At 61.4% G+C, this 22,224-nt stretch carries 19 protein-coding genes, 1 tRNA gene and 1 pseudogene; 6 read left to right on the forward strand and 15 right to left on the reverse strand.

The annotated features are described in order from the left end of the window. Positions 1-101 precede the first annotated feature (101 nt). Positions 102-869, reverse strand: a complete 768-nt coding sequence (locus AB656_RS03135) for a copper homeostasis protein CutC (RefSeq protein WP_033503798.1) — start codon at positions 867-869, stop codon at positions 102-104. A 162-nt stretch (positions 870-1,031) separates the two neighbouring features. Continuing rightward, positions 1,032-2,495, reverse strand: coding sequence for a DASS family sodium-coupled anion symporter (locus AB656_RS03140; RefSeq protein WP_144418919.1), 1,464 nt, complete (start codon positions 2,493-2,495; stop codon positions 1,032-1,034). A 293-nt stretch (positions 2,496-2,788) separates the two neighbouring features. Between AB656_RS03140 and AB656_RS03145 the strand changes: the two genes are divergently transcribed. The 3 genes from AB656_RS03145 (at position 2,789) to AB656_RS03155 (ending at position 6,410) form a co-directional block, all read left to right on the forward strand. Continuing rightward, complete coding sequence (locus AB656_RS03145) at positions 2,789-4,414, forward strand: NAD-dependent malic enzyme (RefSeq protein ID WP_236681902.1); 1,626 nt, start codon at positions 2,789-2,791, stop codon at positions 4,412-4,414. A 284-nt stretch (positions 4,415-4,698) separates the two neighbouring features. Then, positions 4,699-5,655 (forward strand): LysR family transcriptional regulator, encoded by a 957-nt coding sequence (locus tag AB656_RS03150; protein WP_033503797.1) that lies wholly within the window; start codon positions 4,699-4,701, stop codon positions 5,653-5,655. Between the two features lie 152 nt (positions 5,656-5,807). Beyond that, a complete protein-coding gene (locus AB656_RS03155) occupies positions 5,808-6,410 on the forward strand; it encodes an Ltp family lipoprotein (RefSeq protein ID WP_051905297.1) in 603 nt (200 codons plus the stop codon). Between the two features lie 147 nt (positions 6,411-6,557). Here AB656_RS03155 and AB656_RS03160 read toward each other — a convergent pair whose 3' ends face one another. The 8 genes from AB656_RS03160 to AB656_RS08205 all read right to left on the reverse strand — a co-directional run bounded on the left by AB656_RS03160 (position 6,558) and on the right by AB656_RS08205 (position 15,561). After that, positions 6,558-7,571, reverse strand: a complete 1,014-nt coding sequence (locus AB656_RS03160) for a zinc-binding dehydrogenase (RefSeq protein WP_033503796.1) — start codon at positions 7,569-7,571, stop codon at positions 6,558-6,560. A gap of 281 nt (positions 7,572-7,852) precedes the next feature. After that, the gene (locus AB656_RS03165; protein WP_051905298.1) at positions 7,853-8,545 is read right to left on the reverse strand and encodes a hypothetical protein; all 693 of its coding nucleotides are present in this window, start codon (positions 8,543-8,545) and stop codon (positions 7,853-7,855) included. A gap of 1,673 nt (positions 8,546-10,218) precedes the next feature. After that, entirely contained in the window at positions 10,219-11,181 is a 963-nt protein-coding gene (locus tag AB656_RS03170) for a 3-hydroxyacyl-CoA dehydrogenase family protein (RefSeq protein ID WP_033503795.1), read from the reverse strand. Positions 11,182-12,727: 1,546 nt separating this feature from the next. Next, on the reverse strand, positions 12,728-13,123 hold the full coding sequence (locus AB656_RS03175) for a hypothetical protein (protein WP_033503794.1): 396 nt from the start codon (positions 13,121-13,123) through the stop codon (positions 12,728-12,730). A 151-nt stretch (positions 13,124-13,274) separates the two neighbouring features. After that, positions 13,275-13,616, reverse strand: coding sequence for an amidase domain-containing protein (locus tag AB656_RS08175; protein WP_081924859.1), 342 nt, complete (start codon positions 13,614-13,616; stop codon positions 13,275-13,277). Then, positions 13,558-14,292, reverse strand: a complete 735-nt coding sequence (locus tag AB656_RS03180) for a hypothetical protein (RefSeq protein WP_033503793.1) — start codon at positions 14,290-14,292, stop codon at positions 13,558-13,560. The genes AB656_RS08175 and AB656_RS03180 overlap by 59 nt, the downstream gene beginning before the upstream one ends. Before the next feature lie 332 nt (positions 14,293-14,624). Beyond that, positions 14,625-15,323 carry a hypothetical protein gene (locus tag AB656_RS03185; RefSeq protein WP_051905299.1) on the reverse strand — a complete coding sequence of 233 codons (699 nt, stop codon included), beginning with the start codon at positions 15,321-15,323 and terminating at the stop codon, positions 14,625-14,627. A gap of 115 nt (positions 15,324-15,438) precedes the next feature. Then, positions 15,439-15,561, reverse strand: a complete 123-nt coding sequence (locus AB656_RS08205; RefSeq protein ID WP_420796587.1) for a transposase-like zinc-binding domain-containing protein — start codon at positions 15,559-15,561, stop codon at positions 15,439-15,441. 245 nt (positions 15,562-15,806) lie between these two features. Here AB656_RS08205 and AB656_RS03195 point away from each other — a divergent pair. Next, a pseudogene (locus AB656_RS03195) lies at positions 15,807-16,935 on the forward strand (IS1249 family transposase). Positions 16,936-17,085: 150 nt separating this feature from the next. Here the strand turns inward: AB656_RS03195 and AB656_RS03200 are convergent. After that, positions 17,086-17,159, reverse strand: a tRNA-Arg gene (locus AB656_RS03200). A gap of 306 nt (positions 17,160-17,465) precedes the next feature. On the opposite strand from AB656_RS03200, the gene AB656_RS03205 reads away from it, so the two are divergent. Then, on the forward strand, positions 17,466-18,146 hold the full coding sequence (locus AB656_RS03205) for a hypothetical protein (RefSeq protein ID WP_033503791.1): 681 nt from the start codon (positions 17,466-17,468) through the stop codon (positions 18,144-18,146). A gap of 12 nt (positions 18,147-18,158) precedes the next feature. Here AB656_RS03205 and AB656_RS03210 read toward each other — a convergent pair whose 3' ends face one another. The 4 genes from AB656_RS03210 to AB656_RS08075 are packed head-to-tail and all read right to left on the reverse strand — an operon-like array spanning position 18,159 to position 21,282. Next, a complete protein-coding gene (locus tag AB656_RS03210) occupies positions 18,159-18,956 on the reverse strand; it encodes a TlyA family RNA methyltransferase (RefSeq protein WP_081924860.1) in 798 nt (265 codons plus the stop codon). Further along, positions 18,949-19,155: a hypothetical protein gene (locus tag AB656_RS03215; protein WP_033503789.1), complete on the reverse strand. Its 207-nt coding sequence runs from the start codon at positions 19,153-19,155 to the stop codon at positions 18,949-18,951. The genes AB656_RS03210 and AB656_RS03215 overlap by 8 nt, the downstream gene beginning before the upstream one ends. A 10-nt stretch (positions 19,156-19,165) precedes the next feature. After that, positions 19,166-20,236 (reverse strand): HAD-IIA family hydrolase, encoded by a 1,071-nt coding sequence (locus AB656_RS03220; protein ID WP_033503788.1) that lies wholly within the window; start codon positions 20,234-20,236, stop codon positions 19,166-19,168. Further along, on the reverse strand, positions 20,233-21,282 hold the full coding sequence (locus AB656_RS08075) for a tetratricopeptide repeat protein (protein WP_236681903.1): 1,050 nt from the start codon (positions 21,280-21,282) through the stop codon (positions 20,233-20,235). The genes AB656_RS03220 and AB656_RS08075 overlap by 4 nt, the downstream gene beginning before the upstream one ends. A 90-nt stretch (positions 21,283-21,372) precedes the next feature. On the opposite strand from AB656_RS08075, the gene AB656_RS08080 reads away from it, so the two are divergent. Beyond that, the gene (locus tag AB656_RS08080; RefSeq protein WP_236681904.1) at positions 21,373-22,191 is read left to right on the forward strand and encodes a hypothetical protein; all 819 of its coding nucleotides are present in this window, start codon (positions 21,373-21,375) and stop codon (positions 22,189-22,191) included. Positions 22,192-22,224 lie beyond the last annotated feature (33 nt).

Here is a 22,224-nt window from a genome sequence, read left to right on the forward strand (position 1 = left end):
GGTAGGGCGCTGACTGCCTTTTGTCAATTCATTGAATTAACCATCTGAACATACATTTTTCGGATCCGCCAGGAAGACCAAGAGCCGTCCGCCTTCAGGAGTCAGCCCCGGCTCAGCGCCGCCCCCAAGACCTCAGCGACCCGCTGGACTTGTTCCGGGTCGGTCTGCTCCACCCGAGCGGACGCGCCTCCACCACCAGGACCTCCTGAGGAAGTGACCAGACGGCGGGCGGACAGGTGGATGGCATCGACCCCGGCGGCGAGCGCTGGGGCGATCACCTCAGGCTTCAGCCCTCCGCCCGCCATGATTTCGATACGCCCATCGGCATGCCCCGCCAGGCGGGTCAATTCTTTGAGCCCCAGACGCACGCTAGGGGCGCCACCTGAAGTGAGCACACGGTCATAGCCCAGCCCAATCAAGGCTTCCAATACTTCGGAACGATCCTGGGCCGCGTCGAAAGCCCGATGGAAGGTCAAGTCCACATGCCTTCCGACCACCGCTTCCTCGCTCCTGACCAAATCGGCCATGCGCGCCGCGAATTCCCTGTCCAAGCCGCCACCTGGGTACAGGGCGCCGGTCACGATTCCCGCGGCACCTGCCCTGATCGCCAAGCGGGCATCCGCCTCCTGCACCGCACGCTCGTCCTCGCCATAGACGAAATCACCACCGCGCGGACGAATCAAGACCTGCACTCCCCCAGGCAGCCCCACCCTCGCGCAGCGGTCAACCAGCCCTTCGCTTGGCGTCAGCCCCCCAGTAGCGCCCAAGGCCATGCACAGTTCCACCCGGTCAGCCCCCGCGTCACGAGCCACGCGCGCTCCAGCCACGTCCTGCACCGCTATCTCCAGCTTCACTGTCGCGCCCGCCATCGGAACCGCCTCCCGCCAGAATCATCCGCCTCCAACCATATCCCCAGGCCAGGCTCGCAAGCAACGCGGACAAGGAGCAGACAGCGCAAGGGCCCGGATGCGGGCACTTCGCTTCCGAACCCATGTCCGACTAGCGAATGGCGCAAGCTGCGGCCATTCGGTTCACCAAATGCCGATAACCTTCCACCAGCCCATGCCGATAGTCAGGAAGACAACGACGGTCACCAGGCCGCAGATCAAACCTATGCGCAGGAACTCCGATGTCTTGACGTAACCGGCGCCGTAAATCAGCGCAGCGGGCCCGGAAGCGTAATGAGTCATAGCGCCGATCAGGCCCGAAGCCACGCCCAGCATCAGAGCCGCTGCGGTGGCAGGGACGCCGGCCGCCACGGCCACACCCAGGAAGAGCGTGTAGATGGCGGCGACCTGCGCCAGCTCGGAGGCGAACATGTAGTGGATGATGAAGTAGAAGACGGTCAGGATGGCCAACACCAGCATCCAGGGCATACCGTGGACCAGGTTGGCGATCAGTTTGCCAGCCCAGCCAGTGACGCCCAAGTCGTTGAGCGGCTGCGCCATGCCGACCAGCACGCCGAAGAAGATCAGCGTGGACCAGGCGGATTTATTGGAAACCATGTCGTTCCAAGTGATGATCTTGGTGCACAGCAGCACGGCAACACCGAGGAAGGCGACCGTGGTGGCCTCCACATGGAAGATTGAACCCGTGGCCCAGAGCACCAGCATCACGATGAAGGTGACCAACATGATCCACTCATGCATGGAGAGCGGTCCCATCTCCTTGAGCTCGGCCTTGGCGTCGGCCTGTGCCTGGGGCACGTGCTTGATGGTGGGCGGGAAGAGCTTGTAAATCAGCGCCGGGATGGCGATCAGGCAGACCAGGCCAGGCACGATGCAGGCCAGGGCCCACATGCCCCAGTTAATGGAGACGCCCGCCTTCTGCGCCAGCTGGAAGACCACCGGGCCAGCCGCCATGGCGGTGGCGAACATGGCCGAGGTGATGGCGTTGACGTTATTGGCGGTCAGGGCCAGGAAGGCGCCGATTTTCCTGCGGGACTCATCCGACTTGGGGGTGGAGTCCTGCACGTCGGAAACCGAGGTGATGATTGGGAAGAGGATGCCTCCCAAACGGGCCGTGTTCGAGGGCGTTGCCGGGGCCAGCACCAAATCGGCGGCCGCCAAGCCATAAGAGATGCCCAGGCTGGACTTACCCAGCATGGAGAGGAAGATCAGCGCAATCCGCCGGCCCAGGCCCGTGGACACGAACCCCTGGGCGATGAAGAAGGCCGCCACGATCAGCCAGATGGAGGGCGACCCTAGACCGGCGAACGCCGCTTTCTTGACATCCAAGGCGCCAGTAAGCATGCCCACGGTCATGCCGATGATGGCGACCGACGAAGTGGGCAGCGGCTGGAGGATAAGACCCAGAATGGTGCCGACGAACACACCGAGCATGTGCATCGCCTGGCCGGTGAGCCCCTGGGGCGGCGGAATCAGGAAGATGACCAGGCCGACGCCCACGCAAATCAGCGAGCGCACCAGCTGCCCGGTGTTAAACGCAGGCTTGGCTTCGGGCTCGACAGCCTGCTGCTTATCTGTATTCGACATGGTGAGCTCCTTCATATTCACACGTGTCATGCGGATGCCCCGCCGGCTGCGCTTCTTTGCCGCCGGCCGGAAGAATTCACTCACCATATCCTTTAGAATCAGAGCGCACAAATAGGAATCATTTATATAGTCAACTCCTCCCACACGCCGCTCAAAAACGCACAAAAGCGCGAATTAACGCCTTTTTGCTCACATTGAAATAGCTTATTTGCGCTCACCATTCGGCTTTTTTAGGCTGCTGGGTATCAAGGTTGCGCGAAGGGGCGCGACCGTAAACCAGCAAAGGTGTGTGAATGATGACCGGTTTCGATACCCTCAATGACTCCTATGCCAACAAGGGCCTGCGGTTCACCGCCGACGAGCGCAAGCAGCTGGGCATGGACGGCCTGCTGCCAGCCTCCGTCCAGTCGCCCGATCAGCAGGAAAAAATTGTGTACGAGCGCTTCCTCCAGGAGCCTACCGACCTGGCCAAGCGCTTGTATCTGATGAGCATCTGCCGCACGGACCGCAACCTCTTCTACCGCTCCATGGACAAGCACCTGACCGAGTACATGCCCATCGTGTACGCGCCCACCGTGGCCCAGTCCATCCAGCAGTACGACAAGTACTACTCCGGATCGGACGTGGCCTACATATCGATCGAGCACCCCGACCGGATCGGCGCCGCGCTGGACCAGTACGCCCAGGGCCGCGAAATCGACCTGGTGGTCTGCACCGACGCCGAAGGCATCCTCGGCATCGGCGACTGGGGCGCCCAGGGCGCCGAAATTCTGACAGGCAAGCTAGCGGTCTATACGGCCGCTGCTGGCATCGACCCCTCGCACGTGCTGCCGGTCATGGTGGACGTGGGCACCAACCGCAAGGAGCTGCTAGACAACCCCGACTATGTCGGCAACCACATCGAACGGGTGCGTGGCCAACGGTACGACGACTTCATCGAAACCTTCGTGCAGGAGTCCCTCAAACGCTACCCTGGCGCGCTCATCCACTGGGAGGACTTCGGCCGGCCCGAGGCCGCCCCAATCCTCAAGCGCTACCAGGACCAGATTCTGACCCTGAACGATGACATCCAAGGCACAGGCGTTACCGTGCTGGCGGCCCTGCTAGCGGCCCGTCGCATCTCCGGACTGGCGCCCAAGGACACGCGCACGGTAATCTACGGCGCCGGCACCGCAGGCGTGGGCATCGCCGACCAGATTGTGGACGACCTGATTCTGAACCACGGGATGGACGCGGAGGAAGCCCGCCGTTCGGTCATGCTCTTCGACCGCCAGGGTATGATCATCTCCGACCAGGACGACCTGACCGAGGGCCAAAAGAAGTACGCTCGCACCCCCCGCGAGTTCCCGGCCATCACCGACACCCGCTCGCTGCCCCAAGCCGTCGATGTCTTCCAGCCAACGGTGCTTGTAGGCACTTCCACACAACCTGGAGCCTTCACCCAAGAGGTCGTCACAGCGATGGCCTCCCACGTGGAGCGCCCGCTAATTTGCCCGATTTCCAACCCCACCGAACTGGCTGAAGCCAAAGCATCGGACATCATCGCCTGGACCCACGGCAAGGCTTTCGTCACGACCGGAACCCCCTCCGCCCCAGTGGATTACCAGGGAGTCACCTACTACATCGGCCAGGGCAACAACGCGCTGATGTACCCGGGTATCTGCTTTGGGGCGATCGTGGCCAAGGCCAAGCGCATCAGCCGCCGTATGTTGCTGGCCGGCGCCTACGCCATCTCAGATATGATTGATGCCAACCAGCCGGGCGCGGCAGTCCTGCCAGCGGTCAAGGACCTGAAGGAGATTTCGCAGCGGGTGGCGACCGCCGTGGCCCAGCAGGCAGTGGACGAAGGCCTGAACAGGGAGCCTGTGGCGGATGTGGCCAAGGCTGTGATTGACGCCCGCTGGTCTTTCGAGGACTGACGAACAGACCCTCCTGAACCAGGTAAAACGGATAGTCGCGTACGTGGCCTCCCCTGAGAAGCAGGGGAGGCCACTTGCTTTGGGAACTATGCGGCATAAGTGATGGGCCCCGCCCACATCGTCGCGCTAACCGCCAAAATCCGGCAGAGGCAGGCATCTCAGGACGCTACGATTGAAGGTAGGTTCAGGCCCGGCGGCCAGCGAGGGGCGCCGCGCCAGTTGCCGCGACAGAGAACCAGGCTAAGCCGGGGGATGCTAGCACGCATGAGAGGCAGGTGACAAGGATGGCGCAGGTAGCGAGCATACGCGATTTGGAGCTTCTGGCCATGTTGGCCAGCAACCACAGCTTCACCGAGACCGCCTACCAGGCCCATATCTCCCAACCCTCGGTCTCTCTGGCCATCAAGAGGCTGGAGAGACAATTGGGCAAGTCCCTGGTGGAGCGCCGTCGTTTCGGGGCTGGCGGCATCCAGCTCACAGCGGCAGGACAGGTCGCCGTCAATCACGTCAAGCAAATTCTGGCTGAACTGGACAGCATGGGCGCCGCAGTACGCGAAACCGGCAGGACCCGGACCTGGCGAATCGGCATGCCTCCCATCATTTCCTCCTTGCTGGCTTGGCAATCAGGCGACCAACCCCTCCCTTCGACCTTGCTGACCGGCCCCGTCTCCCTGTGCACGGTCGGGTCCGGTCGCCTCCTGGAGCAGATGCGCGAGCACCAGGTCGATTACGGGACCGTCGCCTCGGTGCAGGACCGGCTCTCGATACCAGACGTCCTGACCGTGAGCATGGTCTCCTACCCTTTCGGACTGGCAGGCAGCCACAGCGCTTTGGAGCAACTCGTCGGCGGCGAGTTCAGCCACGGCCTGCGCGCGGACGACCTGGACGACCTACCCGAGTCGGTCCGCTTCGTGACCTTGAATCATGAGTTCATCCACGCGCAAGCCGCCGAAAGTCTCCTGCGCCGGCACGTGCCGGCCTCCCGGATCATCGAGGTCGGGGACGTGGAAACCCTGAAGACGATCGCCGAAGCCGGCATCGCGTTCAGCTTCATCACCTCAGCAGGCCTGGAGGGAGGAGACGGCCTGGAATTCCTGCCCTTCACTGACCCGAACGCCCCCCAGTTCAACATCTTCCTCTTCCGCGACCAGAGCCGCTACATCGCGCCCGAGGAAGAAGCCGGCCTCAAGGCGTTCAACGACTACGCCCGGTGCCAGCTCTCCGCCTCCACCCCCTCCTGAGCCTCGGGCTCGGCGCTTGCGTCACCTCAAAACCGGGCCTCGGGATATCATCAGGCCGGCGGTAAAGGATTCGGCCCCCTTACGCGCTAGTATGAGAACGAAGGGTGCCATCCGTTGAGAGGGCAACGAGCAGAAAGAGGGCATGCACAGCAATGTCAATTCCTCCTTCTCCCCCCACCACCCAGGTCCCACCTGCTCCCGAAATCGAGGCTGCCACCCTTGAGAAAGAGGGAAAGTCCCACCTGCGTCCTTCCCGGGTTTGGAAGATTCTGCTCATCATCTTGGCCCTGGTTGGTTTCCTCATCGCTCAGAGCGATGTCGTCAATATCCCCTCCATCATCGCCTCGGCGACCCACTCCCAAACCCCTACCAAATCCCCCTCCCCCAAGCACACGCACAAGCCTGCGCCAACCCCTCTGCCCGCCTCCTACCGGGAGGCCGCAATCAAAGCACAGCAGTACGCGGATAGCATGCATCTGTCGGAAGAAGGCATCCGCGACCAGCTGACCTCCAAACGCGATAAATACTCGCAGGACGAGGCCCAGTACGCGATTGAGCACGTGCAGGCAAACTACCCGGAGAACGCGCTCTTCATAGCCAAGCAGCTGCAGTCCCAGGGGGTGCATGATCCCGAAGTCCTGATGAAACGACTGACCAACGCCCACTACAAGTTCACGCCGGCTGACGCCGAGTACGCGCTCGACCAGCTTTTCCCCAAGGAGATCGTCGACTCGATCCTGAGCGAGGATCACTAACCGCAGCCCGCGAAGCGCGCCCTCCCTCTCTTGCCGCCGTTCGTGCGCAAGACCGCGCCCGTGAGCGTGCGCGGAACGAGGCAGGATCCACCCCAGCTTGGGACAAAGCGCCCGCACGAGATTCGCGGTGCTGACTAGAGCTGAGGGTTACCGCTGGTCGGCGCCGTCCACATCCAGGACGATCTTGCCGAAGACCCTTCCCCCGGCCAGCTTGCTGAAGGCTTGCGGCGCTTGATCCAGGGCATATACGGAGTCGATGACGGGGTGGATGCCGGCATGTTCGACGAAGCGCAGGAGGCGAGCGAAATCCCCTAAGGACCCCATCGTGTTGCCAACGATACGGATATCTTGGAAGAAAACGCGGGTCAGCTCGGCCCCAGGCTGGTCGCCGGTCGTGGCGCCGCACACTGCGATTACGCCACCCGGGCGCACCGACTTGACCGAGTGGGACCAGGTCGCGGCCCCGACCGATTCGATGACCGCGTCGACCTTGCGCGGCAGCCTGGCGCCAGTCTCCACGGCCAGGTCGGCGCCCAGGCTGAGCGCTTTATCCCTATGGTCTTGCGAGCGCGAACTGACGAAGACCTCAATCCCCGCAGCGTGAGCCAGCTGCAGGGCGGCCGTTGAGACGCCACCACCAGCTCCCTGAATCAGGATGCTGTCGCCTGGTTTAACGGCGGCTGCGGAGAAGAGCATGGAATAGGCGGTGAGCCAGCTTGTCCCTAAGGCCGCAGCCTCGCCGAAGCTCAGGTTCGGCGGCTTGGGCAGCAGGTGGGCACTGGGGACCGACGCCCGCTGCGCCATGGTCCCGGGGTAGCGTTCGGACAGGATGCTGCGCCTCTCCCCCGGCCCCACCCCAGCCTGGTCGCCGCCGACCAGGGTGTAGAGGACGACAGGGCTTCCAGCCGACAGACCGTGTCCGCCGGGCGCTGGAAGATCCTGGTCCAGCACCCCTGCGGCGTCGGTGCCTAGGATCATAGGCGTGGCGTCCTTGGACAGGCCTACGCCAGCCAGGCTCCAGAGGTCGTGATGGTTGAGGCTGGCGGCCTTCACCGAGACGGTGGACCACAGTTCGCGTTCCACAGGATCGGGCATGGCCCCCACCTTGAGCATGGAGAGCGGATTATCGGCGGATACACCGCTTGCGTATACAGCCTTCACTGGTCTTCCTTCCGTTACGGCGCCCGGCGCTAACCATAACTTCCGTCGCCCGATTCGACTGGCATCACAGCCACGCATCCCACTCTAAGCCCGCACGCCGACCGTCGCAGGCTGGCCCATTGGCCCAACGGGCCGCGCTCCAATAAGCCAAGGCGGGCAGCATCCAAGCAAGAAAGGACTTGATTGACGCGTTCGCCGGTTCGGTATCAGGGATACGATATCAGCCCACCAAGAGAGGGGGACGGACTTCCTACTCCAGCTCCCACAAACCGCCTCAATCCTTAGCGCTTTGAGGAGCGGCGGCGCTCACGCTCGAGCTCGCGCTCGCGGGCACGCTCACGGGCACGCTCATGGGCGCCCTCACGCTCGCGTTCACGCTCAAGCTCACGGTCACGCGCGCGGGCACGCTCACGCTCATGGGCCTGCTCACGCTCACGGTCGCGCTCGCGTTCACGGGCGCGCTCGCGCTCGCGCCTGCTGATTCGTTCAGGGCGCTCGGCGGTCCTGAGACGATGCTCCACGTTCCACCTATGCCGATCGCTGATTCGGTAGTAGACATTGGCTATGCCGGCCGCGGTCAACAGGAGGACGGAAGCGATAAGCATAGGGATCATGGGCTCAAGCCTGAACCCTTCAAGCAGCTCATACGCGGACACGGCCATCTTCAGCCAACCCGCAAGCGCCACATAGAACCAGGCGGTTGCCTTGTGCATGAATCCCATGACCTTCTCGCGCTCGTGCCTGCCCTTCGAGAGCTCACCGAGAATGCCGACGGCCCGTTTCCTCTCCATATGGACCTTGATGATCGGTATCAGCCACCACCAGGCCGACACCGTCTGGCGCCGCTTGCTGACCCTCCCATAGCGGTCCATGAGTTCGTCATACTCCCCCAACTCCATGAGCCCCTGATAGAGAGGGAACGTATACAGGAGCCAGTCCCCCAATAGGGACGCGACCAGAATCAATCCCTTCACATCAGCCTCCTTATCCGAGCATCCATCGATCCACCGCACATTTTGATGAAAAACCTGCCGTATCTACGGGAACCAGCCTAGACCATCAGACATGCCCGCTCACGCAAATGGTTGTGTAGGACCAGGACGAATCCGCGACGACGGACAAAACCGTCATGATCTGGCGGAATTTGTGAAAATCAGCCTTACGCGCAAAGCAAATACCATATTCAGCCCTGTTTGATTGGCCTGAATTCAGTTTTTTAGACGGACGGCCGTCGCCATATCAGAGCTCCTAGCCCCCGATTTCCTCATCGACGCAAGGGATGGGGAAAAGCAATCCCCGCAAGCGTGACCAGGCTTCCCTGCCGGGCCCAACAAGCTCATCGCCGGGCCCATAGGCTGGGAACCGGGCCGAAAAAGCCTAGGCCCCATGGCCAACCGGCTGGTCTACAACCCTGGAAGCAGTCAATGGACCCATCTCAGGAACGGCCATCCCTACGACATCCACTAAGAGGACGCCACGGCGCCAGAGGAATGAGTCACAAAGCCCAACAGCTTTCGGTACGCGCCGCATCAGAGCTGTGGAGCTTCATTTTGTAGTTGCAATATTGGATCAGGGACGTTGCGCTGCAAAACAGGCGATGGGCTTCATCCCAATATGGAAACCGAATGCATCAGTGAGGGGACCCATAGTGATAGTCGACCACCACCGGACGCCGCCTGCTGGTACCGCATGGCATCGCATCAATCCAATCATGCTTACCAAGACCGTCGCCCCAACCAGACACCCTGACAGCGCGACTGATCACGCAACCCGACCTCGGCTCAAAACCCAAGACCCACAACCACACGGTTAATCCCCACAACCCCAGAAACAGAATTCCGAAACACCGCATTCATCGCCCATAGTCCGAGACGAACTACCCTAACGTGCTGCTGGCCGCTGATTACGTTGGTGAAATAGCGACTCCGCCTGGTTCGTTACCCTGATTTAAGAATGGGAATACCGCCATCATAAGCAAGACCGGGGGCCGCTGGACTGTGCCGGTCCCGTCTTGGTAAGTCGTGCCAGGCTTCTTAGAAGGCACTGCACAGTGCATTCCGGGGGGACCGTTGGTATCCCTATCGCACTGCGCATAGCACTGGACGCCGGAGAAAAGGCGCGGTTGACTCTCAGTTTCGGATTCATTGTCGTTTGACCTGCTTGGGGCAACCCATTCAAGTCCGAAAGCCGATTGACGGTTGCGGTCATGCTGGGAGCTGATGTCAGCGGAGTGGGAGTTGATCAGATCCGGTCATATTGAGGTATACCTGATGGAAGCCTCCAGGGTGGTGCGGGATGCGAGCCAACACGTTTTCTTTAAGCTACAGGACAATGGTAGGAAAACGTTATCTTGTCTCTTGATGGAATAGAACGGTTCGCCGATTTGCCCGCAGCCCATTTTCGATGATTTACCTCCAGCGCATTCGAACCATCTAAGGGAGGCGCTGTTTCCCCTTAGCGGCATCTTGGCTACTGCGGGGCGCCAATCCGATGCGCTTGTTCAAGCCCAAGGATTCGCCATGCTACCGACAGACTGCCCCCCCACATGGGGTTTGGCGGAACGGTGAATTCGCTGTCTTGTCGAGGTTTGCGTCTGCCCCCACCCGCTGCACCGAAGCAGCGGGTGAGGGCAGGCAGGAGCATGGGCTCACCGCTCTTGCGCCCCACCGTTCTTCTGGTCGTCGACCAGAGCCTTCAGAAGGCTCCTGTCGCGTTCCTGGATAAGGGCCTGGCTGTCCGCACCCTGCCAAGAATAGAAGCCCTGCCCGGTCTTGGCGCCCAAGTGCCCCTCGGCGACCTTAGCCTTGAGGGTCGGGTCTTCGCCGGCGTTGTTGTCCAGGTCGGCATACATGTACTTGGAGAGGCCGTCGAAGATGTCGAGGCCACCCAGGTCGGCGCTGGCTATGGGCCCGAGGACGCTCCAGCGACGCCCAAGGCTGTACTTGACGATCTCGTCCACGGCTTCCGGTGTCGCTATTCCACGGTTGACGATGTTCATGCATTCGCGGATCACGGCAGCCTGGATGCGGTTCCCGACGAACCCCAAGGATTCGGTGGACAAAGCCACTGCGTGCTTGCCGATCCCGTTGATGAGCTCGACGGTCAGATCGACCGCGGCCTTATCGGTCTCCTTGGAGGGAACCACTTCGACCAAGGGCATGAGCTGGGCCGGGTTCCAGAAGTGCGCCACCAGGAAGCGCTGGGGGCGCTTGAGGACGGTCGCGATGGCCGAGGGGCTCAGCCCCGAGGTGTTGGTGGCAAGGACCGCCTGTTCGGATACCACCGATTCGACCTTGGCCCAAACCTCACGCTTGACGCCCATGTCCTCCAGGACCGACTCGATCACGAAGTCCGCGTCCGACAAGGCCGCATAATCCGTGCCGGACCGGATACGATCAAGAATGGCTTGCCGCTCCGTCTCCTGGACCAAGCCCGCCTGGATGAAGGTGTCAAGGTCATGCTCGATGAGGGCGGTTCCTCTCTCCAGGGCTTCTTGGCTGCTGTCGACCAGCTTGACCGCGTAGCCGTTCATAGCGAATTGAAGCGCGGTCGCATGCCCCATGGTTCCAGCGCCGATATTGCCGATGACCTTGATATCCTCCACGTTCATCAGTGAAGTCCTTTCTTCCGTGAATGCGTACGTCTCCATGGTAGGCCTTCGAGACCATCGTCCTTCCGGCGTTTGCTGACGGTGCCCCGCTCCATGCCGCGCCGACGAACGGCAATGCCACATGAAAAACGCCACGCCCCTCCACCGTCCTCACCAAAGGATGAACGCCACCGACCGTAACCCGCCCAAAACCAGGAGACCGGGCCTGGGGCGGGCGGACCCGACGACTACGGCAGTCATGGACCGGAACGGATTCCACGGACCCAGCCAGACACTCCAACGGCTCGTACCGGTGGCACAGCGAGGCCTACGCTTAAAACCCGCGTGGGGTCCTCCCCGCATGCCCAAGACACGGTTCCAAAGCACCATACTCATCGTCCGTAGCCCCCAAACCGAGAACTTGCCCAATATCCATCAATCGAATCCATCAATCGAGGAGTCAAAGCCTGTGGGAAGTCATCGTTCCCTCCCGTCCACGGATGGAACCAAGTGGAGCGAAACCGAGCAGCGCACGGAGGAATCGTTCCCTCCCGTCCACGGATGGAACGCTCTCCTACACGCAAGGCGGCGCAGACGGCTGGGGAACACCAGCTGGCCTAACCTCACCTAGCCTCACCTAACCCGCCACACATATAAGCGGCCACGCTTCGACGGGATTCTTCCGTGTGCTGGGCGGCTGTCGCGTTTCCCACGGGGCTTCCCCTCCCCCGGTTATTACGGCCCGCCGTATGGGAATCTGCGTTTTGCATACAGCCGTACACTTACCGCGCGCCTGGCGTTTTTCGTCCGGTTCCCGAGGGTATGAAAAAGCCCCTGAAGGCTAATGTTTCCAGAGGGCTTTCGCTGTGGTGCGCCAGACAGGATTCGAACCTGCGACCTGCTGTCGAGAAAGGCTGCTGTATGCGTACATGCTAGCTGCCCTTAACTGTTACTAATTACGCTTAGAATACTGCCGATACTAGCAGATTCCAAGTACTAACTGAAACGGGTACGTTAGTGTATAAATGTGCCCGAAATGTGCCCGATTGGATTCGGTCACACCGACTATGGACTGGGTTCAGCGTAGACGATACCCCGTTCAGCGTAATCTACGTCGAACTCAGGCCATAGCTCACAGCACAAGAACAACTTGTTGGACCTCACGGTCTACAGGAGATTGATACTTGTCCCTGTTCCGCGGAGGGCAATCTCGGACGTACACTAAATCTTTTTTGTTCGTATGCCTTATTTCTGCGGACAACTTTGCCAAACACGGAGAAAGCGGGCCGCAACAAAGCGGCTCGCTTCCCGTTCTGACAAGGCTCCCAAAGCTCTTCGACAGGTCATATTTGGACAGGCTGGTTTTTAGACGCCAGCCTGTTCTCCACAAGCATTGTGGAGCTTCCCATTGAACTGGAATGGGCCAGACGCGCTGAACAATACGATAAGCCAGAGAAAACTATACTCCTCCAAGTCTTGGCCGATATCACTCCGTGCTCCAACCATACCCCTCCGAGATTACCAAGTTCACTAGCGTCTCACTGACTGTGGAGACAACCTCCCACAGTCAGTGCTGCCGATATTGTTTGAAATCACTGTTTATCTGGGTGATGTAGGCCAAGTAGCTCAACGTACTTTCATCAATCTTGCACTTGTCCTCATGCTCTTCCCATGTGCGATACCACAAATCCCAGACAGACGGCGAAAAGGACATAACCGCTTTCGACCTGTCAACCTTCGGCTCCAAAGGAAATTCCCATCGCAAAGCGGGAGAATTCTCATCGAAAGTCTCCCGCCTGACAACGTCCTGTGCCAGGCCGGCGGACATATGAGCCTCATCGTTGACATGAAAAGCATCCAGCAGCGCATCATTAGACTGATGAAGCGCAAACAAAGACACAGCCCAACACAACAGATAAACCAGTCCGCAGCAAAAGGCCATTTTCAAACGTTTCTTGCGCATAACTTAGAGCCTAATTAATCAGCCTTCCATTGCAAGCCAGCCCAGCTGGTGTTTGCAGGAGCACGTCGCACGGATTCACTGAAAAGCATATCGTGCTGATTCCGTGACTTCTGGCAAATAACCGGGACGGAGTTCGCGCCCGACGTGTTCCCTACCACCACCATGGCGTGGTTGAAGCCATCAGGGCCGTTGCCGAGGTTCGCGTAGATAAGCCCACCCCGCCGACACGATAAGGATTCGACTCGGAAGTGAAAGCGCCGGAATGGTAACGCATATAGGTGTAATTCATCTGTGCGCCAGACCATGTACGAGAGGCGTGGGCGATGCCAGCAAGGTTCCATGTCCACACTTTCTCATTCTTCACATCCAAAGATGACCCCCACGCCGTCCGAAGGGCGCCAGCGTAGACCGCCTGAGAAAGGAAATTAGTGCAATTACCTCCATGCCCCTCTTCCTTGTATATCGGAAAGTCTGGATTTTCTATCAGTCGCAGTCCATTGCTCCGCGTACTGCATCATCCTGATATAGTTCAGACCGGCTTTGTTGGTAAACATATCCTTCGCATATGGTGCCGAACGCATATTGCCGCTAGGCATCGAATTTGGGGTATTAATTGCTTCAGGTTCCGTTCCATCATCCGATTCCAACGGATCAACAATTTCATCCGAAACCACCGAATAAGGGGCAGGATTGGATGAATCCTTACCAAGGGTAATGACATGCCGATCAGTAAAGCTCGAATCAAGGTGATCCCTATGCTCGCCAGCAATAGTGATGTCGGTTCCCGCTGCAGGAACCAATTTCACATTAGACGTCATATCCACCACAGTCTCATAGCCGTCACCCACCTGCTCAGAAGACACCACACTAGTCGACACCTGAGCGTCATACACCTTCATGCCGGCATCCTGGGCGACGTCTTTATACGAGCTGTTCTCGGCTGCCAATTGAGACTGCTTATCCTCCGAAAGCGTCCTCAGACTAATACCCGAATAGCTATCCTTTATCTGTGACGCATACCCACCCAATAGCACAGAAATCTGATTCCGATCCAGCTCAGGTTCACTAGCACTTGCTGAAACAGGAGCAAGCACAAGCCCGCCAAGTGCCACAGGTAGAGCTGTTGCCACCACGATGCTGACAACTTTCGCTCTCCCCATGTTAATCATAATTAATTCTTTCTACTAGCATCTGCGGCAGAGAACTCACTCATTGAGAACCTCGTCAGCAGACGCTACCACTATATCAAAGTGTAGTTAAAGCCTTGCTTCTTTATCTATAGTTTTATTATATCTCTTAAATATGGTCTAGAAAAAATAAAAAACGTTTTTCCTCTATCATAGTTAACAGCAAAGAGCAAAGAAGCAATCATAGTATGGTAGGAATCACGAAATTCTTGCCCTGAATCCTGCATAACCTCACCTGACCGGAAACCGCATTAATATGAGGATAAAGTAGCAAAACGTGGGCTTTTTGGTTGGTTGATTCCGGTGTGTTGGGCCTATAGGCCGTGTGTTGGGGGCCATGCGCTTCGTCCGGCCCATCCCTTCCTGGTGTGGAGTCCCTCCTCGGCGATGGTGGCGGTGCCGTAGGGCGATGGTCGCTCCTCCTGTCTTTTCCTGGTTGCGGGTTTGGGTCCTTGCCTCATGATGGACATGGGATCGGGGCCGGGGCCGGCCAGGTATATGGTCCGTTCCACGATGCGTCTCACGTGCTCCTCGCTGCAGCCGGTGCGCCCGCGCACGGCGGCGTTGATGGACCCGACCAGGTCGCTGGTGGCCTGCACGGGGCCCTTGCCAGTCAGGTCGGGGTCGGTGAAGGCGAGCAAGGATCCCTGTCGGTTGAGTTGGTCCAGGCGCAGGTGGGCACGGCGCGGCCGCTCGTGGGTGCACCGCCACTTCCTGCCGGCCAGGGCCTTGGGGTGGTGGGGGTCCCCCGAGGCCAGGGCCCTCTCCTTGATGCTGTGGCCGTGCTCCAGGTGCCGATGGTTGAGCAGGGCCAGCCAGGAGGCGGCCCCCTGCGGGGGTCGCGGATCACGTGGACCAGGCAGCGCTGGACCCGGGTGCCGGGCCAGCTCGCCCCGACCTGGGCCAGGCAGCCCCTGTCGCCGTCGCAGGTCAGGCTGCGGTGCCTTGCGCGCACCGGGGGCAGGGCGGGTTCCAGGTCCCAGCACCAGGACACGCGCCTGGCCAGGGCCCACCGGCTCACCCCGGCGTCCGCGGCCAGGTCGGCCATGGAGCGCCTGCCCGACACCCAGTGCAGGAACAGCCTGAAGGACGCCGAGCGTCCGGTGCCGGCCCGGGGCGCGGTCGCGCTCAGGGGGCAGAGCACGGGCCGCACTTCCACCGCTGGCTGCCCAAGGCCGTCCGGCCCTTCTTCCTCATGGGCCTTGCGCATACCGGGCACAACCTGGCCCTGGCTGATTTCCTTCTGACCATGCGCCCCAGCGAACCAGCCCACGAAGCCAGGCAAAAGTCAAGCAGGCCCACCCATCAACACCCCAACCATTAACACCGGCCCGCCACACCTACTCCCACAAGGCCCAACAAGCACCATTAGACCCACATTCCGCTACTTAACCCGGACTTTCTGGGGTGTCCATTTTGTGCGCGTTTTCACCATGTAAGCCCTTGTGCCAGTATGCGTTGTGCCAATTCGAATGTGTCTGCTTGGCTTGGAAGGCATGAACACACCGGATTGCCCCGCCTGCGGAGGGAGGATGCGCACCAACGGCGCCACCAGCGTGGGACGCACCAGATGGCGGTGCGAGGAGTGCGGCTCCTCGACGAGCCGCACCTATGACCGGCGGGCCGCCGACCTGAGGAGTGGCCTGGACTGGCTGTTCTCCAAACGGACGCTAAGCGAGGGCCCGGTCAGCGCGCGCACCCAGCAGCGGCGCAACCGACTCATGTGGTCTCTGATGCCGCCCGTACCCCTGGTCTGGGAGCATCATGACGTGGTGCGGGTCGACGGGATCTGGCTGCACCGGCGGGCCGTGGTCCTGATCGCGGTGGCCGACGGCCATGTGATTGGCTGGAGGATGGCCCGGCATGAGGACAGCGTGGCCTGGGGCCTGCTCATGGGCCGCATCGCCGCGCCCAGGGTCCTAGTATGCGACGGGGGCGGCGGCATCGCCAAGGCCATGCGGCACATCTGGCCGGGCACGTCCACGCAGCGCCGCCTGTTCCACATCGCCATGAACGTCACCACCCTAACCGGCATGAGACCACGGCTCAGGGCCGGCAGACAGCTGCGGCGCATCGCCATCGCCCTGAGCCACGTCAAGGACGGGGACCGCATGAGGCAATGGCTGCTGGGCTACAACGACCGGGAGACCACGTGGCACCAGTGGCTCAAGGAGACCAGCACCCACGGGGACGGCTCCCAGGCCGACACCCACCAACGGCTGGTCAAGGCCCGCAACCTCCTCAACCGCAGGATCAAAGAGGACACCATGGGCACCTTCATCGCCATGGCCGACCAGTGCCAGAGTCCCGTACCCACGACCAACAACCTGCTCGAATCATGGAACAAACAGCTGAGAACCATGCTCAGGAACCACAACGGCCTGAGCCTGGAACGCGAGACACGGGCCATCTGCTGGTGTGCCACCAACACACCGCCATGCCCCAAAGCGACGCCTGGCTCGTCAACAACGCCTACAACGACCAGGACCTCGAACGACCCAACAACCTCGCCTGGCAACACAGCCAGCAAGGCCTGCACGCAACCACCGGCATGCCCGAACACCACGAGCCATCGACTGGAACGAATTCCACACACCCGTCAGATACCCCAACGGCACAGACTAACCCGCACACAATATGGCGTATAACCCCAACACGGTACGGCCGGAGTAAGCCAGGAGGGTACCTTGCACAAGCAATGTGCCCGAAATGCGCCCGCGTCCAAAAACAAGAATGGTCCCGAGGCTGTGAAGCCTTGGAACCATTGAATTCTTGTGCGCCAGACAGGATTCGAACCTGCGACCTGCTGATCCGTAGTCAGCTGCTCTAATCCGCTGGGCTACTGGCGCATGTTGCTGTGGCGATAAGCTCACCGCGACAACTCCCCTATAATAGCGCAACCCCCCGCTCTATCCAAGTGGGTGTGTCGTTGGCCGTCAACCTGGGTTGCACGCGAAAAGAGCGCGTAAGCAGACTAACTACGAACCGGTTATCCACTTCCAGGCGATGACGCTATAGGGATAGCATAGTGTTTACCTCATTTTCGGGGACTCGGGACGGGGGGAACCGATGCTGTATCAATGTGGATGCGGCCGGCGATAAAACGAGTAGGGGATGCGCCGGCCTTAGAACTAAGGGATGGAGCACTGATACCTATGCAGAACCTCACACTCATGCACGGCGGGACGGTTAAGCGGGGCATGTACGGGCATATCGAGACAGGCGGACGGGTCTTCGTGGAACCCGGCACTCATTTTCAAAGTATGCATGTGACCGGTGACCTGATTTGCGCGAACATATGCGGTGGAACCCTGGTGATTGACGGTTCCTTCCAGCTGCCGACCGGCGAACTCAAGACCGGTAGTCTCTCGGGGCAAGGCCGAATCCTCGGCGAAGGCAGCATCAGGACCGCCCGGCTTGATTTCAAAGGGTTGATACGCACCGAAGGCGATATCGTCGTCAAACAGACGTTGAAATTCACCGGGTTGATGGAAGGGCAGCGATGGGTCGCGGCACGGCAAATCGACATCCTGGGCGTTGTGCAGGCTCAGACCATGCTCGCCTCGAACGTCACGATAAGGAACATGCATCCCAAGGTCGTGCCCTTGGAACACGTCAAATGGATGGTCCGCGCCTCACGGGTGCCGATGATCATCTGCCGGGAGGCGAACATCCATCGCTGCGGTTGCCACCTGCTCCAGGCGTATGAGGCCGAGCTCAGAGAGGGGTCCCTGGTACGCGAGGCCGTCTGCCTGACGACGCTGACCATGGACCAGTCATCAGCCGCCGTGCTGATCCAAGGCGGCCCCAAACGCAAACACGTGGCTGGGCATTAACCGGGCCTATGGTCAGGCCCGGGTCAACCAGAGCAGGTATTCCTCATTGCCGTGGGTGCCAGCGATAGGCGAAGGAGCTCGGCCACGCACCGAGAAACCATGCTCAGTCGCGCTGAGCTCCACCCGGGCCAGGGCCTCCTGCCGCCGCCCCTCCTGCCGAACCACCCCGCCGTGGCCCAACTTGCCGCGCCCCACCTCGAACTGAGGTTTGACCAACAAGATCACTTGGGCGCCGGGACGAGAGACTCGGGCGATCACCGGAATCACGTAAGTCAGGGAAATGAAGGAGACATCGGAAACGACGAACTCGGGCTGGAAGGGCAGGTCGCTCGCCTCAACCTGTCGGATGTTGACTCCGCTAAGCTCAACCACACGCTCGTCGCCAACCAACCGTGGGTCCAATTGGTCATGACCTACGTCAAGGGCGATCACTCGCTGGGCACCGCGCCGCAGGAGCACATCCGTGAATCCGCCCGTCGACGCCCCGATGTCCAGACAGAGCTTGCCCCTGGGCTCAGGCAGGCCAGAAGCGGAGAAGGCTTGGAAGGCGCCTAGGAGTTTGAAAGCGCCTCGGGAGACGTAATCGTCGCCCTTGTCGGCCTGGAGGAGGTCCGTCGGCTGAACCAGACGGGAGGGCTTGCGGCAGACCTCGCCATTGACCCGGACAGCCCCCTGCCTGATCAGGGCGGTGGCCCGCGAGCGCGAATCGACCAGTCCTCGGAGAGCCAGAACCTGGTCCAAGCGGCGGGCTGGCCTCGATGACGGCCATTGTTCGGGAGCGGAAGCTGTCACTTCAGGCCTTTCACTCATGCAAGTCACGCAGGCGGTTTTGCAACTCGCCCAACACCGTGCGGTAAGCGTCAACCTGCTGTTCGGGCGGCGAATCAACGACCGCCCGCAGTTGCGGGTAGCGCCGGAAGAGGGCCTCCCTAGCCTCGTCCACGCCCGCTGGGGACGCCGCCGCCACGCCTTGGGCGGACGGTTCCATGGGGGTCGCCTCTGCGCTCATGACGCCAGCCTCACTGGTTCAGGTGGAAATCGGGGATGCTCAGACCGCTGGGGTCCAGGCCATCGTCCATGGCTGACCAGACCGCGCAGGCAGCGGCGCGCAAAGCATCCAGCTGACTGGCCGGATCGAGCGCTTTGCCGTTTTCGTCCACGGACGTTAACGTCACAGCCCCGTCGTCCAAGCGCGCCCGACTGCCCCCGCAGGTCCATGCCCCGTCGGCGTCGGCCAGCGGCTCGGGTTGTGGTCGCGTAAGGCCACGGAGATCTTGGGCGATATAAGTAGGCCGCTGATCCGGGCGTGCGGTGATGATCGCTTGAGGCGTCGCCACGCCCGTCAGGACGACGAGGGAATCATAGCCACCGCGGTCAGCCGCCTCGATGTCCGTGTCCAAGCGGTCCCCTACCGGCAGGGAGTCGGCCGCGGGGACCGGCTCGTCGCTAGTAGAGAATAAACGGCGGGCCTCGTCGTATATGGCGGGCTCGGGTTTGCCAGCTGAGTCCTCGGGCTCCTGGCCGGTGGCGGCGATGACCGGCAATTGCAGGGCGCCGTTACCTGGGGCGATGCCGCGCTCCCTCGGGATGGTCAAGTCACGGTTGGTCACGAAGTAGCGGGCTCCGTGCTCAATCGCATAACAGGCCTGGTTCAGGTCCTCACCGGTCAACGCGGGGTACCAAGATTGGATGACCGCCTGGGGGTCATCGTCGCTGGAGTCAGCGATTCGCATGCCATTTGCGCGGATTTCGTCGCGCAAGTGGTCGCCTCCAATGACCAGAACCTTTGCGCCGGCGGGCAGGTGCTTGCGCAACATGCGGGCGCCGACGATGCCGGAGGTTATGACTTGGTCATCGGACAGCGCAAGGCCGAAGCCTCTGAGCTGGTCGGCCACCACGGACGGGTAGCGGGAGGGATTGTTGGTGGTGTAGGCCATCGCCATGCCTGCTTGGACGGCCGCCTTGATGCCCTGGGCCGCATGCTCCACGGGGTCCGCGCCCCGGTACACGACGCCATCCAAGTCCAGCAAGGCCAGCCGGTAGGTCTGGCTCAGCGGCAGGTCAGTACCTTTAAGGAAGCCGGCAGTCATGCCTGGTCCTCCTGCGTCCAATCCTCTCCGCTCTCCGCAGCGGGAATGTTCGTCTCGCTCGGCGGCTCAGGCTCGGCCCCAGGCTCCGACGCGGATTGATCAGGCGCGGCAGGCACGCGCGGGGACTCGCTCACGGCAGATTCGGCAGCGTCAACAGCGGCCCCATCCGTAGCCTGGTCGTCCGGCTGTTCAGCATCTGGCTCAGAGGTTGAACCAGCGGATTCGGCCGCGCTAGCCCGGGCCGTGTCGTCCTGGTCCGGCTCGGCCTGGCCGAGTGTCTCCGGCGAATCCTCCTGGTTGGAAGCCTGCCCGTCTTCAGCCTCATCCTCGCCGCCATACAGCGGTATGTCCAGGTCCTCCAGCATGGAAGCGGTGGCGTGCTCCAGGTCGTTGTCGACGATGATCTCCTGCTCTTCCTCATCTTCGTCGCTCTCGGCGTACTCGGCCTCCAAGCGATCCAGAACCGGGTCCAGCTTGTGGGATTCGTCGGCGCGTCCGATCTGCTCCAGGAAGTTCTGCTCAGCCTGGAGGGCCCGCATCAGGTAATCGCCGGACAGACCCTTGGCCCGGGCCAGCGCTCGCACGGTCTCGATGGCTTTGTCCCACAGGCCCAGGTCGCCCAGGGCGCCTGCATAGACCAGGAACATCTCCGCTTTGGACTCGCCGCGCAACTCTTTAGCCGCTTCGGACGTGGCTTCTTCGACGGCCTTGCGGGGGTGGCCCAGACCGCGTTCACAGTCGGCGATGAAAGGCAGGTAGTCCGTGTAGCCGTTCATGCGGTAGGCGGTACGGAACTCCTTGAGGGCCAGTTTATAGTCGCCCTGCCGGTAGGCCACCAGGGCCAGCGTCTCGCGCGCGATGTCCACCCGGGAGGCTTGCTTGGCCACCCACTTGGCGTGGGCCAAGGCCCGCTCGGGGTCAGACTCCTCCAAAGCGTAGGCGGCCAGGATGTGCAGGCCGGTGTTCTCCGCGTGCTCCTTGCTCAGGCCGCGCAGCCGCACCTTATCGTCCTTGGAAAGCATGGACCATTCCAAGCCCTTGGGCATCTTCGGCTCGTCCGGCCTCGGGTCGGTGTACGGGTTCTGCGAGGGATAAGAGACCGTCCCGTCCGAGTTGCGGCGGGGGCCATCCTGGAAGTGGTCACGCCCGCTGCGCTCGAACCTGCGGTCTTGGCGGCGGTCAGAGCCGGAATCCCGACGATTCTGCCAGCCGGAACGCCGTTCGCCGTGCTGCTGGTCGCGGCTCCGGTCGTAGCCGTGGCCTTGACCTCCCTGACGCCGATCACCGTAGGAGCGATCCCTGCCTCCATCACGGTAACCGTGGTCGTCGCCGCGCCGGTCATCACGACGGAAACCGCCACGCCCATCGTCGCGGCCTCGATTGCCATAGGACTGGCGGCGATCGTCGCGATCGTACCGCTTGTAGCCACCGCGGCGATCATCGCCATGACCCTGATAACGTCCGTGGTCGTTGCCACCCCGGTCATCACGACGGAAACCGCCACGACGGTCATCGCGGTCCCGATTGCCATAAGACTGACGCTTATCGTCACGGTCGTACCGCTTGTAGCCACCGCGGCGATCATCGCCATGACCCTGATAACGTCCGTGGTCGTTGCCACCCCGGTCATCACGACGGAAACCGCCACGACGGTCATCCGAATCCCGCTCGCCATACTGCTTGCGGCGATTGTCATGGTCGTAAGGCGTGTAACCGCCGCGCCTATCGTCATGCCCCCGGTAGCCCCGGCGGTCGTCGCGCCTGGGCCTGCCGTCGGAGTTCCCGTGGTCGAACCGCTGCCCGCCGCGCCTGGCGTCAGGATGGTCGTAGCCATGGCCATTGGAACGGCCGCCGTCCGAGCCATGACCCCTATAACCGCCGTGACCTTGTCCTTGCCCGCCGCGGTGGAAACCACCGGAACGGCCGCCCCCCGAGTGCCCGTAACCCGAGCGTGAGTTCCTGCCGTCGCCGCCTGCACGGCCGCGGCC

The sequence above is a fragment of the Bifidobacterium actinocoloniiforme DSM 22766 genome (assembly GCF_001263395.1).
In the GTDB taxonomy this organism is placed as follows: Bacteria; Actinomycetota; Actinomycetes; order Actinomycetales; family Bifidobacteriaceae; genus Bombiscardovia; species Bombiscardovia actinocoloniiformis.

What these genes read in the sequence shown, in the direction of transcription:
- AB656_RS03135 (WP_033503798.1), bottom strand. Translation starts at nt 869, where the DNA reads ATGGCGGGCGCGACAGTGAAGCTGGAGATAGCGGTGCAGGACGTGGCT.
- AB656_RS03140 (WP_144418919.1), bottom strand. Translation starts at nt 2,495, where the DNA reads ATGTCGAATACAGATAAGCAGCAGGCTGTCGAGCCCGAAGCCAAGCCT.
- AB656_RS03145 (WP_236681902.1), top strand. Translation starts at nt 2,789, where the DNA reads ATGATGACCGGTTTCGATACCCTCAATGACTCCTATGCCAACAAGGGC.
- AB656_RS03150 (WP_033503797.1), top strand. Translation starts at nt 4,699, where the DNA reads ATGGCGCAGGTAGCGAGCATACGCGATTTGGAGCTTCTGGCCATGTTG.
- AB656_RS03155 (WP_051905297.1), top strand. Translation starts at nt 5,808, where the DNA reads ATGTCAATTCCTCCTTCTCCCCCCACCACCCAGGTCCCACCTGCTCCC.
- AB656_RS03170 (WP_033503795.1), bottom strand. Translation starts at nt 11,181, where the DNA reads ATGAACGTGGAGGATATCAAGGTCATCGGCAATATCGGCGCTGGAACC.
- AB656_RS03175 (WP_033503794.1), bottom strand. Translation starts at nt 13,123, where the DNA reads ATGCGCAAGAAACGTTTGAAAATGGCCTTTTGCTGCGGACTGGTTTAT.
- AB656_RS03180 (WP_033503793.1), bottom strand. Translation starts at nt 14,292, where the DNA reads ATGATTAACATGGGGAGAGCGAAAGTTGTCAGCATCGTGGTGGCAACA.
- AB656_RS08205 (WP_420796587.1), bottom strand. Translation starts at nt 15,561, where the DNA reads ATGGTCAGAAGGAAATCAGCCAGGGCCAGGTTGTGCCCGGTATGCGCA.
- AB656_RS03205 (WP_033503791.1), top strand. Translation starts at nt 17,466, where the DNA reads ATGCAGAACCTCACACTCATGCACGGCGGGACGGTTAAGCGGGGCATG.
- AB656_RS03210 (WP_081924860.1), bottom strand. Translation starts at nt 18,956, where the DNA reads ATGAGTGAAAGGCCTGAAGTGACAGCTTCCGCTCCCGAACAATGGCCG.
- AB656_RS03215 (WP_033503789.1), bottom strand. Translation starts at nt 19,155, where the DNA reads ATGAGCGCAGAGGCGACCCCCATGGAACCGTCCGCCCAAGGCGTGGCG.
- AB656_RS03220 (WP_033503788.1), bottom strand. Translation starts at nt 20,236, where the DNA reads ATGACTGCCGGCTTCCTTAAAGGTACTGACCTGCCGCTGAGCCAGACC.
- AB656_RS08075 (WP_236681903.1), bottom strand. Translation starts at nt 21,282, where the DNA reads ATGCCCAAGGGCTTGGAATGGTCCATGCTTTCCAAGGACGATAAGGTG.